This is a genomic window from Rhizobium mesosinicum, from assembly GCF_019511345.1.
GTDB lineage: Bacteria > Pseudomonadota > Alphaproteobacteria > Rhizobiales > Rhizobiaceae > Rhizobium > Rhizobium mesosinicum.
Genome location: NZ_JAEUAK010000001.1, coordinates 788,287 through 800,834 on the forward strand (window position 1 = coordinate 788,287; position 12,548 = coordinate 800,834).

A 12,548-nucleotide genomic window follows, 5' to 3' on the forward strand; every position below is an offset into this window, starting at 1 on the left:
GCCGCAAGTTGAAGGGCGGCCTGCGAGACCATGCCATATTCGCCCGGATGACTTGACAGCGCACTCTTGGTGATGGAATGTCAGTAAAGCGGTTTACTAAAGCGGTTTACAAATTGGCGCAGCAACGAACCCCGGGCCTGAAGGATGTCGCGAAAGCGGCCGGCGTGTCGGTGACGACCGTCTCCCGCATGCTCAACGGCTCGCTGGATCTGCCCGCCCTCACCAGGCAGCGCATAGAAAATGCTATCGCTTCCCTCAAATACCAGCCGAACCCGCACGCGCGCCGATTAAGCCGTGGTCGCTCCGATACGATTGGCCTTGTCGTCCCCGATATCGCCAACCCATTCTTCGCAACCATGGTGGCGGCGGTTGAGGAGGAGGCCAACGATCGCGGGCTTGCCGTTTCGCTTTACGCGACGCTGAACCGGACGGGCCGTGAAGTCGCCTATCTCCGGCTGCTCGAGCACAATCACGTCGACGGCCTGGTTTTCGTCACCAACCACCCCGACAACGGAGATCTAGCGGCTCTCATCAATCGGACAGGCAAGGTCATCGTCGTCGACGAAGACGTTCCGCTTGCCACTGTCCCGAAGCTCTTCTGTGACAACTTCCAGGGCGGCCATCTAGCGGGACGCCATTTGGCGGAATTTGGTCATCGCGACGTGCTCTATGTCGGCGGCCCGGATGCGATGATCAGCACGCAACGGCGCTTCGACGGATTGCGAAAGGGCCTGCAGGAGCGTTTCGGCGAAGATAGCTCGATCAGCCGCTACAGCGGCGAATATACGATCGCCTGCGGGCGGGACATGGCTCGCCGCTTCCTGGAAGAAGGAATGCCGGCAACCGCAGTCTTTGCGAGTTCCGACGAAATCGCTATCGGCATGATCGAAGTCCTAAGGGAGAAAGGGATATCGATACCCGAGGACCTATCAATCATCGGCTTTGACGACGTCAGCCCGCTGCACCTCTTTGCGCCCCCTTTAACGGCAATCCGTCAGCCGGTGCGCGCCATCGGCCGGCGCGCCTTGTCCCTTCTTCTCGAAACAAACTGGCAGGAGAGCAAATCGCTCGCCACCGAGGAACTCGTGCCAGTCGAAATCGTCGTGCGGAACTCCGTTGCGCCGCCGTCGACCCATAATAAGCAACGAGAACAAAACCAGAGGATGAGAACATGAACCAGATCAGACGTCGGGCGTTTACCGCCGCTCTTGCCTTTACCGCGCTTGCCGGTGCCACGCTCGGAGCCTCGCTTGCCCAGGCGGCCGGCAAGACCTATGCGCTTGTGCAGATCAATCAGCAGGCGCTTTTCTTCAACCAGATCAATGAAGGCGCGCAAAAAGCGGCGGATGCTGCCGGCGACAAGCTCGTCATTTTCAACGCCAATAATGAAGCGGCCGCACAGAACAGCGCCATCGAAAATTACATTCAGCAGAAGGTCGATGGCCTAATCGTCGTCGCAATCGACGTCAACGGCATCATGCCGGCCGTAAAGCAGGCCTCGGATGCCGGCATTCCTGTCGTTGCCATTGATGCAATCCTGCCGGATGGTCCGCAGAAGTCGCAGATCGGCGTCGACAACGGCAAGGCCGGCGCCGACCTCGGCGCCTATTTTCTCGACTATGTGAAGAAGAACATGGGTGGCAAGGCCAAGGTCGGCATCGTCGGCGCGCTGAACTCCTATATCCAGAACCTTCGTCAAAAAGGCTTCGAGGATGCCATCAAGAGCGACGGCATCGAGACGGCAGGCGTCGTCGACGGCCAGAACATCCAGGACAATGCGCTTGCGGCTGCCGAAAACCTGATTACCGGCAATCCGGACATGACTGCGATCTACGCAACCGGGGAACCGGCCCTCCTCGGCGCCATCGCCGCTGTCCAGAGCCAAGGCAAACAGGACAGTATCAAGGTCTTCGGATGGGATCTGACCGCGCAGGCGATTTCGGGTCTCGACGACGGCTACGTGATTGCCGTCGTCCAGCAGGATCCTGCCGGCGAAGGCAAGGCCGCGGTCGAGGCTCTTGCCAAGCTGACAGCAGGGCAGAGCGTCGAAAAAAGCATTTCCGTTCCGATCACGATCGTAACGAAGGAAAATGTCGAGCCATACCGGGCCGTCTTCAAATGATGAGTGACAACCGGCCTGTTCATGCCGGATCCGGGGAGGCGCAAGCCTCCCCGCATTCATCCGGCTCGTCCGCCCGGACGCCTGCTGTTTCACTGCGCGGTATCCGCAAGACGTTCGGCTCGCATCAAGCGCTGCGCGGCGTCGATCTCGACCTCTTTCCCGGCGAGTGCCTTGGTCTCGTCGGCGACAATGCGGCCGGTAAGTCAACGCTTACCAAAATTATCTCCGGAACCTATTTGCCCGATGAGGGAACGATTTCGCTCAACGGCGAGGAGGTCCACTTTTCGGGACCTGCCGATGCCCGCGATCGCAACATCGAGATGGTCTTCCAGGATCTGAGCCTGTGCGACCATATCGATGTCGTCGGCAATCTGTTTCTTGGGCGTGAACTCACCAGAGGTCCGTTCCTCGACCGTCAGAAGATGATGAGCGAGGCGCGCAGGATGCTGGATGCGCTGGAAATTCGCATTCCGCGTCTTTCCGCCAAGGTGGAGAAGCTGTCGGGTGGCCAGCGCCAGGCAATTGCGATCGCCCGAGCAGCGTCATTCAATCCCAAGGTCCTGATCATGGACGAGCCGACCTCGGCCCTTGCTGTCGCCGAAGTCGAAGCCGTGCTCTCTCTGATCAATCGGGTTAAGGCAAAAGGCGTGTCCGTCGTCCTCATCACCCACCGCCTGCAGGACCTATTCCGGGCCTGCGACCGGATCGCCGTTATGTACGAGGGAACAAAGGTCGCCGAGCGTGATATCGCCAAGACCAATCTCGAGGATCTCGTCAAGCTCATCGTCGGGGGAGAAAGACATTGACTGTCTACACCGAACGCGCCAAGGGCTCGCCGATGGCAGACTTCCTGAGCGAAAACGCCCAGGTCCTGTCGATCGCCTTCTTCTTTTTGGCATGCCTCGTCTTCTTTTCGCTGACGACAACCACGTTCATGACGACGGGCAACATCCTGAACATCGTGCGCCAGGCTGCACCGATCCTCGCCGTTGCGATCGCTATGACCCTCGTCATCGTGACCGGTGGCATCGATCTGTCTGTCGGCTCCATGTTGGCTCTGATCAACGCCGTCGCGGCCATTGCGCTCGCCACCGGCATTCCCTGGCCGGCCGTCTGCCTCGGCATGCTGGCCCTCGGCGGCATTATCGGCCTTCTTCAGGGCTGGTTCATCGCCTATCAGAATATTCCCGCCTTCATCGTCACCCTTGCCGGGCTTTCCATCCTGCGCGGCGTGGCGCTCTATCTCACGCAGGGCTATTCCATCCCGATCAACAACGAGCCAGGCTTCTTCTATCTGGGCCGCGGCGAACTGGCCGGCTTTCCCGTCCCGGCGCTCATCGCAATCCTGGTCGCAATCGCCGGTTATGTCATCATGGCCGTCACCAAATACGGACAGCAGATCGTGGCGGTGGGATCCAACATGGAGGCCGCTCGCCGGGTCGGCATGCCCGCCAAATGGATCGTCGCCTCGGTCTATCTCGTCTCCGGGGTCGCCTCGGCATTGGCCGGCCTGTTGATCGCGGCCCGTCTTGGTTCCGGCTCGTCTAATGCGGCTGTCGGCTTCGAACTGCAGGTCATCGCGGCCGTCGTGCTTGGCGGCACCTCGCTGATGGGCGGGCGCGGCACGATGATCGGAACCGTCCTCGGCACGATGACCATTGCTGTCATCGGCAACGGACTGATCCTGATGCATATCTCGCCCTTCTTCACCCAGATCGTTACCGGCGCGATCATCCTTGTCGCCATCTGGCTGAACACCCGCATCTTCACCACCAACTTCCGCTTGGCAGGCAGGAGGAAGAGCTGATGGCGGTCAACGAGCTTTCGCCGGGTCACGTGCGCTCCGGCAACGTGATGACGGTCCAAGGGCCGATCCCGGTGGCGGACATGGGCGTCACGCTGATGCACGAGCATATCCTCAACGATTGCCGTTGCTGGTGGCATGCGCCGAAAGAACCCGAGCGGCAATATCTGGCCGAGGGTTTCGTCTGCATGGAGATCCTCAGCGAGCTCAGGCAGGATCCTTTCGTCAACAAGCACAACATCACGCTCGACGACGAGAAGCTTGCTGTGACCGAGCTTAAGGATTTTGTCGGTCTCGGCGGCCAGACGATCGTCGAGCCGACATGCCAGGGCATCGGCCGAGATCCGCTGGCCCTGCGGCGGATCTCCGAGGCAACGGGACTGAACATTGTCATGGGAGCCGGCTTCTATCTCGGCTCTTCGCACCCGGAAAAGGTTGCGGGCATGTCGGTCAGGCAGATCGCCGACGAGATCGTGTCCGAGGCGGTGATAGGCGCTGACGGCACTAATGTCAGGATCGGGCTCATCGGGGAGATCGGCGTGTCCTCGGATTTCACCGCCGAAGAGGAAAAATCGCTGAGGGGGGCTGCCCAGGCGCAGGTGCGCACCGGTCTGCCCCTGATGGTCCACCTTCCCGGCTGGTTTCGCCTGGGCCACAGGGTGCTGGACGTCGTCGCCTCCGAGGGCGGTGATCTCAGGCACACGGTGCTCTGCCATATGAACCCGTCGCATGACGATCTCACCTACCAATCGGAACTCGCCGCCCGCGGCGCATTTCTCGAATATGACATGATCGGCATGGATTTCTTCTATGCGGATCAGCAGGTGCAATGCCCGAGCGACGAGGAGGCGGCGCGCGCGCTCGTCAAGCTCGTCGAGATGGGACACACCGACCGTCTCCTCCTGTCCCACGACGTCTTCCTGAAGATGATGCTCAAGCATTACGGAGGCAACGGCTACGCCTATATCCTGCGTCACTTCCTGCCGCGCCTGAAGCGCCACGGTCTTGACGACGCGATGCTAGACATTTTCATGCGCGCCAATCCGCGATCGGTCTTTCAGGCGAGAGTCTGAGTGCAAACCAGAAAAAGAAATGGAAACATCATGACAAAGAAGGTTCTTCTCGTCGGCGAAAGTTGGGTCAGTTCGGCCACGCATTACAAGGGTTTCGATCAGTTCGGAAGCGTGACCTTCCATCTCGGCGCCGAACCGCTCGTCAAGGCGCTCAAGGGAAGCGCATTCGAACTCACCTACATGCCGGCCCATGAAGCGGTCGAACAATTCCCCTTCGACATGGCGGGGCTTGATGCCTATGACGCGATCATCCTGTCCGATATCGGTGCCAATTCACTGCTTCTCCCGCCTGCAGTCTGGCTGCATTCGAAGACCGTTCCAAACCGCCTGAAACTCATCAAGGCCTGGGTCGAAAACGGTGGCGGCCTGTTGATGGTCGGCGGCTATTTTTCCTTCCAGGGAATCGATGGAAAAGCGCGCTGGCGCCGCACGCCGGTCGAGGATGTTCTGCCCGTCACCTGTCTGCCCTATGACGACCGGGTCGAAATTCCCGAGGGTACGACGCCTGTTCTCGTCAAGTCCAGTCACGAGACCGTCGCCGGTCTGTCAGGTGAATGGCCGCTGCTTCTCGGCGTCAATGAGGTGGAGGTGCGCGAGCGCGACGATGTGGAAGTTATCGCGCGCCTGCCTGACGAGGAGGGCGGTCATCCGCTCCTGGTGACCGGCCGCTTCGGCAAGGGCAGAACAGCTGCCTGGACGTCGGATATCGGTCCGCACTGGCTTTCACCCGCCTTCTGCGAATGGGAAGGCTACGGGCGCCTTTGGAAGAACATCCTCGGCTGGCTGACGGAGGCGAAATGACCCCTCACTCGCCGGCAAGGATGCGGGCGAGTTCCGCCTTGCTTGGGAAGGCCGAGCGCGTACCCCGGCGACCGACGGTGATGGCGGCGGCTGCGGTTGCGTGATGGATGGCCCTGACGTCGAGCGCGGTGGAGCGGAGCGCGGCCGAGGCAAGTGCCACCGCCATGAAAGTGTCGCCGGCGCCGGTCGTGTCGACGACCTCCGTGGCAAGGGCAGGAACGGTTGCAAGCACCTGAAGTCCGCTTGCCAAGATAGCCCCATCGCCGCCGAGCGTCAGCACGGTCTGCGACACGCCGGCTTCGGCCAGGCGACGGATCGCAGCCTTGCCGGAGGATCCGGTCAGGCTTTCGGCCTCGCCCCTGTTGAGAAAGGCGATGTCGATAAGCGGCCAGAGTTCGGCAAAATAAGGCCGGAGCGGCGAGGGATTGAAGGCGGTCTGCAGGCCACGGGATCTGGCCTCGGTGAGAATGCCGCGGGTGACGTTTTCGCTGAGATTGCCTTGCAGCACGACGAGGTCGCCGTTGATGGCATCGCCAAGCGGGGCAAGCGCCTCCGACAAGGTCAAGGCTTCGGCCGATTCCGTTGTGGTAACGATGGCGTTTTCGCCATCCGGCGTAGTGAAGATGATGGAGAAATCGCTGGAGCGGCTCGGGCTGCCCAACAGATGGGCGTCCAATGTCTCACCGGCTAGCTGCTCGCGGATCGTCTGGGCGCGGAAATCCTCGCCGACAGCCGACACGAGCGTCGTCGGAAGGCCGGTGCGGCCCATGACGATGGCCTGATTGGCTCCCTTGCCGCCAAGGTCGCGGGTTTCCTCCCGACCAAGGATCGAGGCGCCCGCTTCGGGCATGGACATTACGGAAATGGTTTCGTCGACGGCGACGTTACCGATGACATAGGCACGCATGGCTGGCTTTCGGAAAGGAAAGAAAAATGCAGCAGATATCGGATAAGGCCACAAGCGCCATACGGGAAATATTCGGCACTGACAAGGCGTTGATCGGGATGATCCATTGCCCGCCTTTCCCGGGTGCTCCGCGCTATCGGAGTGCCGCGATGGAGACGATCTATGACACCTGCATGCGCGACGCGGATGCGCTCGTCAAAGGCGGCATCCACGGATTGATCGTCGAAAATCACGGCGATATTCCCTTTTCCAAGCCAGAGGATATCGGCCACGAGACCGCAGCCTTCATGTCGGTCGTGACCGACCGCATCGCGCGTGCCGCCGGCGTGCCGCTTGGCATCAACGTGCTTGCCAATGCGCCGATCCCGGCCTTCGCGATCGCGGCGGCAGGCGGTGCGCGCTTCATCCGCGTCAATCAATGGGCGAACGCTTATGTCGCCAATGAAGGCTTCATGGAGGGCCGGGCGGCGGAGGCCATGCGCTACCGCTCGGCTCTGCGCGCCGAGCATATCAAGGTGTTTGCCGACAGCCATGTGAAGCACGGCGCGCATGCCATCACTGCTGACCGCACGATCGACGAATTGACCCGTGACCTGGCCTTCTTCGATGCGGATGTGGTGATTGCCACCGGCCAGAGAACAGGCAATAGCGCGACGATGGAAGAGATCGAGGAAATCGGCGCCGCCACCCATCTGCCGCTGCTCGTCGGCTCGGGTGTGACCAAGGAGAACATCGTCGAGATCCTGAAACGCACCAACGGCGTCATCGTCGCCTCGTCGCTCAAGGAGGGGGGCGTCTGGTGGAACCCTGTGGAGCCGGCACGCGTCGCAGCCTTCGTCGAAGCCGCAAAACCCGGCCTGGAGGCGTAAGGATTATGGGCAGCACCCTCTCGCAGCAGATGCTCGACGAGAACCGTGACGTGTTCGAAGCCATGGTGAACCATCGTTTCGTCGAGGATATCAAGGCTGACCGTCTTTCAAACGAGGCATTCGAGCGATACCTTGTCTTCGAAGGCGCCTTCGTCGACACGGCGATCGCTATCTTCTCCTATGCCACCGCCAAAGCCGAAACCATTGCCCAGAAGCGCTGGCTGATCGGCGTTCTGGATGCGCTCGCAAACCAGCAGATCGCCTATTTCGAAAAGACCTTCGCAGCACGCGGCATCGACCCTTCGCGCTATGATACCGGCCGGTCCGATGTCGCGGCATTCCGCGACGGCATGCTGGCAATTGCCCGCGACGGCGGTTTTCTCGACACAATTGCTGCCATGTTTGCCGCCGAATGGATGTATTGGACCTGGTCGACGGCGGTAAGCTCGACCGCAATCAGCGATCCCCTGCTCAAGGAATGGGTCGCCCTTCACGCAGAACCCGAGTTCGAGGCGCAGGCGCGCTGGCTGAAGGCTGTTCTGGACGAAGCGGGTGAGACAATGGATCCTGCCGAACGCAAGCGGTTGAGCGCCATTTTCGGCCGTGCTCAACGCCTGGAGATCAATTTCCACGAAGCAGCCTATTCCTGAGAAGTCGTGCGATGACTGCAGATGTCGACATCGATGTCGCGCGGCTGCTGGGTCGCCTCGACCAGTTTGCCGAGATCGGCGCGACCGCATGCGGCGGCGTCAATCGCCAGGCTCTGACCGCGCTCGACCCGGACGCACGGGCGCTGCTGGCAGACCTGGCGAAAGCGCGGGGTTTTGATGTTTTTCAGGATCCGTCGCCCAATCTTTTCATTCCGGCAGGGACGACCGCGCGTCTTGATCGGCAGTCACCTCGATAGCCAGCCAGCTGGCGGCCGCTTCGATGGCGCCCTCGGAACGCTCTCTGCCTTCCAGGTTCTCGAAAAGCGTATAGGATGCGGGTATCGCCACTTCGTCAGCGGCGCTTGAGGCGCGAGACCAATGTCATCGAGCGGCGGATGGCCGTGAGTGCTGCTCCCACCGCAATTGCGCCGAGACCGATCGTCAGGATCTGGTTCTGCCCGCCCCATAATGGCTCGAGAAGGGATGCCAATCCCGCCGCCGTGATCGTCGCCATCCGGTGCTGCTTGGCCATCGGGCCGGAGAAGTCGCTGGGATTGCCGGTGGCGCGGCCGAGTTCCCGGACATAAGCTGTCAATACAGCGAACGCTCCGGCCGCCCAGCCGAGTCCCGGCATGCCGATGCCATATCCGACGCCGGCAAATATCATCAGGTCGGCGACGCGATCCGGAAACTCGTTCCAGAAAGGACCGTCAGCCTCTCCCTTTCCGCCTTCGACCGCGACCATGCCGTCGAATAGATTACAAAGAAGGCGTGCCTGGCAGAATAGAACCGCCAGCAGCAGGCAGCAGGCACGCGGCAAGCCCGTTGTCTGTCCCGCCAGATAGAAAGCAACGCCGGCGATTGCTGCCGCCAGCATGCTGGCTTGCGAGATCCGGTTCGGCGTGATGGCTCGCGCGGCCATCCATCGCGCAATTGCGCTCGCCCAGCGCGTATTGCGGCTCGCCAGCGGCCTCCTGTCTCCTGTCTCCATCATGTGTCGAAACCTCGTCGTGCGGAGATCGAATAATTGTAGATCGCTGCGTAAGTCGTCGATACCAGCAGCGGCAGAGCGATGGTCCGGAATATCTCCGGTGTGCTGCTGACCGCATGGATTGTCACGAGAATGCTTGCCGAGCCGAGGCAGGCGATCAGCGGCGGCGCCCAAAATCGTGTCGAACCGCTGAAGCGGCTCGAAAGCCAGTCGATTACCGATTTCAGGAAAAGCGTCAGGCAGGCGGATATCGCACCCTGCACGAGACCGGCAAGGAGCGGCGCTGGCATGACATGAGCGCGATTGGCGAAGATGGCCCAGCCGCCCATCGCCAGAAAGGCGAACAGGACGTGGACCACGCCGCTGCGCAAAATACGTTGCAGCACGACAGGCATCAGAGCGACCACCAGTAGCGGGTAAGATGGAAGAAGATGGGTGCCGAAAAGACGACGGAATCCAGCCTGTCGATCAATCCGCCATGGCCTTCGATGAGATTGCCCCAGTCCTTGACACCGCGGTCGCGTTTGATCGCCGACATGACAAGCCCCCCGAAGAAGCCCATCAACGTGATGACAAAGGCGAGAATCCCTGCCTGAAGCGGTGTGAAAGGTGTAATCCACCAGAGGCCGGCTCCGATCAGGGTGGCGCTGATGATGCCGCCGGCAAAGCCCTCGACTGTTTTCGACGGCGACAGTCTGGGTGCAATCTTCGTGCGTCCGAACAGTTTGCCCCAGACATATTGCAGGACATCGCTGAGCTGGACGACGATCACCAGAAAGGCGATTAGCAGCACATTGCGGCCCTCATATCCCGGTATTTTCAAGGTCAGCAAAGCCGGAACATGGGACGCGCAAAAAACGCAGATCATCAAGGCCCACTGGACTTCCGCGATGCGAACGAGAAAGCGCTCGGTGTCGCCTCTCAATACCGAAATGATCGGCATCAGCAGGAAGGCATAGACCGGGATGAAGATCGAAAAGATGCCGTATTGTTCAGCCCAAAGGAGAAAATACTGGATCGGAACGACGACGAAGAAGGCTGCCGCTAGCGCCCAGTGATCCGCCCTTCTTGTATTGATGAGGGTTACGAATTCGCGAAGTGCTGCGAATGAACAAAAGCCAAACAGGATCAAAACGCCGATACGGCCCGCTATGAAAGCAAGGCCGATCAGGACGACCATGACCCACCACGCCTTGATCCGCGCGTTGAGGTTTTCGACGGCCGCATTCGAACCGTTCGGCGAGAAGCGTTGCTGCAATATGTAACCGATGACTGACGCAACGATCAGAACACCGAAGATCCCAGCAACAAGCGTCATGAGATCGGAATTCGCGCCACTCATTCACCACCGCCCACAGTGTTCGGAGCCAAGGCCAGGAGAGCGGCCTGCATCCGTTCGAGAAAATCATCCTTGATTTCGCCCGGCGCGATCTGCAAAGCGCTGCCGAAGGTAACTGTGCAGATCAACGGTATCGGGACGATCTCACCCTTTGGCATTACGCGGTTCAGATTGCTGATCCAGACCGGCACGAGATCGACGTCAGGGCGCGCCGCAGCTAAGTGATAAATCCCGCTTTTGAACGGGAGGAGTTTTGCATCGGACTGGTTTCGGGTTCCCTCCGGAAAGAGAATGAGGGACGAACCGGCATCGATGGCCGAGGCCATCTGCGTGACGGGATCTTCCGTCCGCTTGTCCCGCTCCCTCGCGATCAGCACCGCATTGAAGACATCGCTGCCGATGAAGCGATTGAGCCGGGACTTCAGCCAGTATTCGGCCCCTGCGACCGGACGGGTCCGATGACGCAGTCTTGGCGGCAATACCGTCCAGACCAGCACGAAATCGCCGTGGCTGGAGTGGTTGGCGTAGTAAACGCAGGGGCGGGAAGGCAGCCCTGCCTCGGGCCACACGGCGCGGACCGCCGTGACTGCGCGGGCGAACAGGACAATTACCGTCGCCGCGGCCGTTGTAAGCAAAGCCTTCATTCACCGCTCTGTCGATGTTAGCCGGATCATTAATCGAAACTCTAGCATTGTCATCGCCCGAAGGAAGGGGCTTTGCACGTTGTCAGCCGAAAGGCGTAGACGAGTTGTCGGGCTCCGGCCGAAGTGAATGGACATCAAGGTCGGCGATCCGTTGCGATAATCGAGATGTACGACGAGCTCGCCCGAAAAAGCGGAACCCGGTCACAGGCAGTCGACTCCCAGCTTCTGCTGTGCACTACGTTGAAACGCCTGCGGCGGACCCTCTCGACGTGTTCGCGTGAGGGTAGCTTCCCGCACGTTCAGTGCAGGGCGCGCCGCCATGCAGCAACGCGCGACGACTCCGCTTTCGGATGCACCCGGCTAAATGATCAAACCGGAGATGATTGATCGCGCCGTCGATATTGCGGCTGAAAAAGCCTGATCGGGCCGCGCCCGAAATCTTGCCGCAATCGCGCGCATCCGCAGGTGCCAGGAACCAATGCGGGTGCAGGCCGCTCGACGCGAAAACGGCCGGGCATCACGCCCGGCCGCTCCCTTTAGGGTGAGCACCCGGCCTGCCATCCTGTCACAGATCACAGACCAGGCGCCCTTGCGCTTCCATTGCCCCCAGAAGCGCAGTCCTTATTCCCGCTCGCCCGTGAAGTTGAGCAGAAGCTGGAAGATGTTGACGAAGTTCAGGTAGAGCGAGAGCGCGCCGAAGACGGCCAGCTTCTGGTTCGATTCCTGATCATAGTTTTCCGAATACTGTTCCTTGATGTTCTGCGTGTCGTAGGCTGTGAGGCCGACAAAGACGACGATGCCGATGACCGAGATCGCGAATTGTAGGGCGGACGAGCCAAGGAAGATGTTGACGATACCGGCAATGATGATGCCGAACAGGCCCATCATTAGGAACGAACCCATCTTCGAAAGGTCACGTTTTGTCGTGTAGCCGTAGAGGCTGATCGCGCCGAACATCGCAGCGGTGATGAAGAAGGTCTGCGCGATGCTCGTCTTGGTGAAGACCAGGAAGACGGAGGCGAGGGACAGACCCATAACGGCGCAGAAGGCCCAGAAGGTCATCTGTGCGGTGCTTGACGACATCGACTGGATGCGGAACGAGAAGAAGAAGACAAAGGCGAGCGGCGCCAGCATCACCACCCACTTGAGCGGCGTCTGGAAAATCGGCACGTAAAGCGCCGGCGTCGAGCCGACGATAAAGGCGACGATGCCGGTTATGACGAGGCCGAGCGCCATGTAGTTGTAGACGCGCAGCATGTGCTGGCGCAGGCCCTCATCGAAAAGGACCTGCGTATTGGCGGCGGAGCCGGTACCATAGCGGGGATTGATCGGGTTCATGACTGATCTC

14 protein-coding genes and 1 pseudogene are annotated in these 12,548 nt (G+C 60.4%); 9 read left to right on the forward strand and 6 right to left on the reverse strand.

Going from position 1 to position 12,548, the window contains the following annotated elements; translation table 11 throughout:
* Nucleotides 1-113: 113 nt before the first annotated feature.
* From JNB85_RS03650 to JNB85_RS03675, 6 genes are read left to right on the forward strand one after another with little or no spacing between them, the layout of a single operon-like run.
* The gene (locus JNB85_RS03650) at nt 114-1,175 is read left to right on the forward strand and encodes a LacI family DNA-binding transcriptional regulator (RefSeq protein WP_220333015.1); all 1,062 of its coding nucleotides are present in this window, start codon (nt 114-116) and stop codon (nt 1,173-1,175) included.
* Entirely contained in the window at nt 1,172-2,122 is a 951-nt protein-coding gene (locus tag JNB85_RS03655; protein ID WP_220333016.1) for an ABC transporter substrate-binding protein, read from the forward strand. Before JNB85_RS03650 ends, JNB85_RS03655 begins: the two co-directional genes overlap by 4 nt.
* Nucleotides 2,119-2,928 (forward strand): ATP-binding cassette domain-containing protein, encoded by an 810-nt coding sequence (locus tag JNB85_RS03660; RefSeq protein ID WP_220333017.1) that lies wholly within the window; start codon nt 2,119-2,121, stop codon nt 2,926-2,928. Before JNB85_RS03655 ends, JNB85_RS03660 begins: the two co-directional genes overlap by 4 nt.
* Nucleotides 2,925-3,929, forward strand: coding sequence for an ABC transporter permease (locus JNB85_RS03665; protein ID WP_220333018.1), 1,005 nt, complete (start codon nt 2,925-2,927; stop codon nt 3,927-3,929). Before JNB85_RS03660 ends, JNB85_RS03665 begins: the two co-directional genes overlap by 4 nt.
* Nucleotides 3,929-4,999, forward strand: a complete 1,071-nt coding sequence (locus tag JNB85_RS03670; RefSeq protein ID WP_220333019.1) for a phosphotriesterase family protein — start codon at nt 3,929-3,931, stop codon at nt 4,997-4,999. The genes JNB85_RS03665 and JNB85_RS03670 overlap by 1 nt, the downstream gene beginning before the upstream one ends.
* Nucleotides 5,000-5,029: 30 nt before the next feature.
* Nucleotides 5,030-5,800 (forward strand): glutamine amidotransferase, encoded by a 771-nt coding sequence (locus JNB85_RS03675; protein WP_220333020.1) that lies wholly within the window; start codon nt 5,030-5,032, stop codon nt 5,798-5,800.
* A 4-nt stretch (nt 5,801-5,804) separates the two neighbouring features.
* On the opposite strand, the gene JNB85_RS03680 is transcribed toward JNB85_RS03675, so the two are convergent.
* Nucleotides 5,805-6,707 (reverse strand): PfkB family carbohydrate kinase, encoded by a 903-nt coding sequence (locus tag JNB85_RS03680; RefSeq protein WP_220333021.1) that lies wholly within the window; start codon nt 6,705-6,707, stop codon nt 5,805-5,807.
* Between the two features lie 26 nt (nt 6,708-6,733).
* Between JNB85_RS03680 and JNB85_RS03685 the strand changes: the two genes are divergently transcribed.
* The 3 genes and pseudogenes from JNB85_RS03685 to JNB85_RS03695 form a co-directional block, all read left to right on the forward strand.
* Complete coding sequence (locus tag JNB85_RS03685) at nt 6,734-7,576, forward strand: BtpA family protein (RefSeq protein WP_220333022.1); 843 nt, start codon at nt 6,734-6,736, stop codon at nt 7,574-7,576.
* 5 nt (nt 7,577-7,581) lie between these two features.
* Nucleotides 7,582-8,226 carry a TenA family protein gene (locus JNB85_RS03690; protein WP_222858542.1) on the forward strand — a complete coding sequence of 215 codons (645 nt, stop codon included), beginning with the start codon at nt 7,582-7,584 and terminating at the stop codon, nt 8,224-8,226.
* Between the two features lie 11 nt (nt 8,227-8,237).
* Nucleotides 8,238-8,547, forward strand: a pseudogene (locus JNB85_RS03695) (Zn-dependent hydrolase); the annotation flags it as partial.
* A gap of 31 nt (nt 8,548-8,578) precedes the next feature.
* On the opposite strand, the gene JNB85_RS03700 reads toward JNB85_RS03695, so the two are convergent.
* The 5 genes from JNB85_RS03700 to JNB85_RS03720 all read right to left on the reverse strand — a co-directional run bounded on the left by JNB85_RS03700 (nt 8,579) and on the right by JNB85_RS03720 (nt 12,538).
* Entirely contained in the window at nt 8,579-9,220 is a 642-nt protein-coding gene (locus tag JNB85_RS03700) for a CDP-alcohol phosphatidyltransferase family protein (RefSeq protein WP_220333023.1), read from the reverse strand.
* Nucleotides 9,217-9,612 carry a hypothetical protein gene (locus JNB85_RS03705; protein WP_220333024.1) on the reverse strand — a complete coding sequence of 132 codons (396 nt, stop codon included), beginning with the start codon at nt 9,610-9,612 and terminating at the stop codon, nt 9,217-9,219. Before JNB85_RS03705 ends, JNB85_RS03700 begins: the two co-directional genes overlap by 4 nt.
* A complete protein-coding gene (locus JNB85_RS03710; RefSeq protein ID WP_220333025.1) occupies nt 9,612-10,559 on the reverse strand; it encodes a phosphatidate cytidylyltransferase in 948 nt (315 codons plus the stop codon). The genes JNB85_RS03705 and JNB85_RS03710 overlap by 1 nt, the downstream gene beginning before the upstream one ends.
* Nucleotides 10,556-11,200, reverse strand: a complete 645-nt coding sequence (locus tag JNB85_RS03715) for a lysophospholipid acyltransferase family protein (RefSeq protein ID WP_220333026.1) — start codon at nt 11,198-11,200, stop codon at nt 10,556-10,558. Before JNB85_RS03715 ends, JNB85_RS03710 begins: the two co-directional genes overlap by 4 nt.
* Before the next feature lie 621 nt (nt 11,201-11,821).
* Nucleotides 11,822-12,538 (reverse strand): Bax inhibitor-1/YccA family protein, encoded by a 717-nt coding sequence (locus JNB85_RS03720; protein ID WP_183747631.1) that lies wholly within the window; start codon nt 12,536-12,538, stop codon nt 11,822-11,824.
* Nucleotides 12,539-12,548: the final 10 nt, after the last annotated feature.

What these genes read in the sequence shown, in the direction of transcription:
- JNB85_RS03655 (WP_220333016.1), top strand. Translation starts at nt 1,172, where the DNA reads ATGAACCAGATCAGACGTCGGGCGTTTACCGCCGCTCTTGCCTTTACC.
- JNB85_RS03660 (WP_220333017.1), top strand. Translation starts at nt 2,119, where the DNA reads ATGATGAGTGACAACCGGCCTGTTCATGCCGGATCCGGGGAGGCGCAA.
- JNB85_RS03670 (WP_220333019.1), top strand. Translation starts at nt 3,929, where the DNA reads ATGGCGGTCAACGAGCTTTCGCCGGGTCACGTGCGCTCCGGCAACGTG.
- JNB85_RS03675 (WP_220333020.1), top strand. Translation starts at nt 5,030, where the DNA reads ATGACAAAGAAGGTTCTTCTCGTCGGCGAAAGTTGGGTCAGTTCGGCC.
- JNB85_RS03680 (WP_220333021.1), bottom strand. Translation starts at nt 6,707, where the DNA reads ATGCGTGCCTATGTCATCGGTAACGTCGCCGTCGACGAAACCATTTCC.
- JNB85_RS03685 (WP_220333022.1), top strand. Translation starts at nt 6,734, where the DNA reads ATGCAGCAGATATCGGATAAGGCCACAAGCGCCATACGGGAAATATTC.
- JNB85_RS03690 (WP_222858542.1), top strand. Translation starts at nt 7,582, where the DNA reads ATGGGCAGCACCCTCTCGCAGCAGATGCTCGACGAGAACCGTGACGTG.
- JNB85_RS03700 (WP_220333023.1), bottom strand. Translation starts at nt 9,220, where the DNA reads ATGATGGAGACAGGAGACAGGAGGCCGCTGGCGAGCCGCAATACGCGC.
- JNB85_RS03705 (WP_220333024.1), bottom strand. Translation starts at nt 9,612, where the DNA reads ATGCCTGTCGTGCTGCAACGTATTTTGCGCAGCGGCGTGGTCCACGTC.
- JNB85_RS03710 (WP_220333025.1), bottom strand. Translation starts at nt 10,559, where the DNA reads ATGAGTGGCGCGAATTCCGATCTCATGACGCTTGTTGCTGGGATCTTC.
- JNB85_RS03715 (WP_220333026.1), bottom strand. Translation starts at nt 11,200, where the DNA reads ATGAAGGCTTTGCTTACAACGGCCGCGGCGACGGTAATTGTCCTGTTC.
- JNB85_RS03720 (WP_183747631.1), bottom strand. Translation starts at nt 12,538, where the DNA reads ATGAACCCGATCAATCCCCGCTATGGTACCGGCTCCGCCGCCAATACG.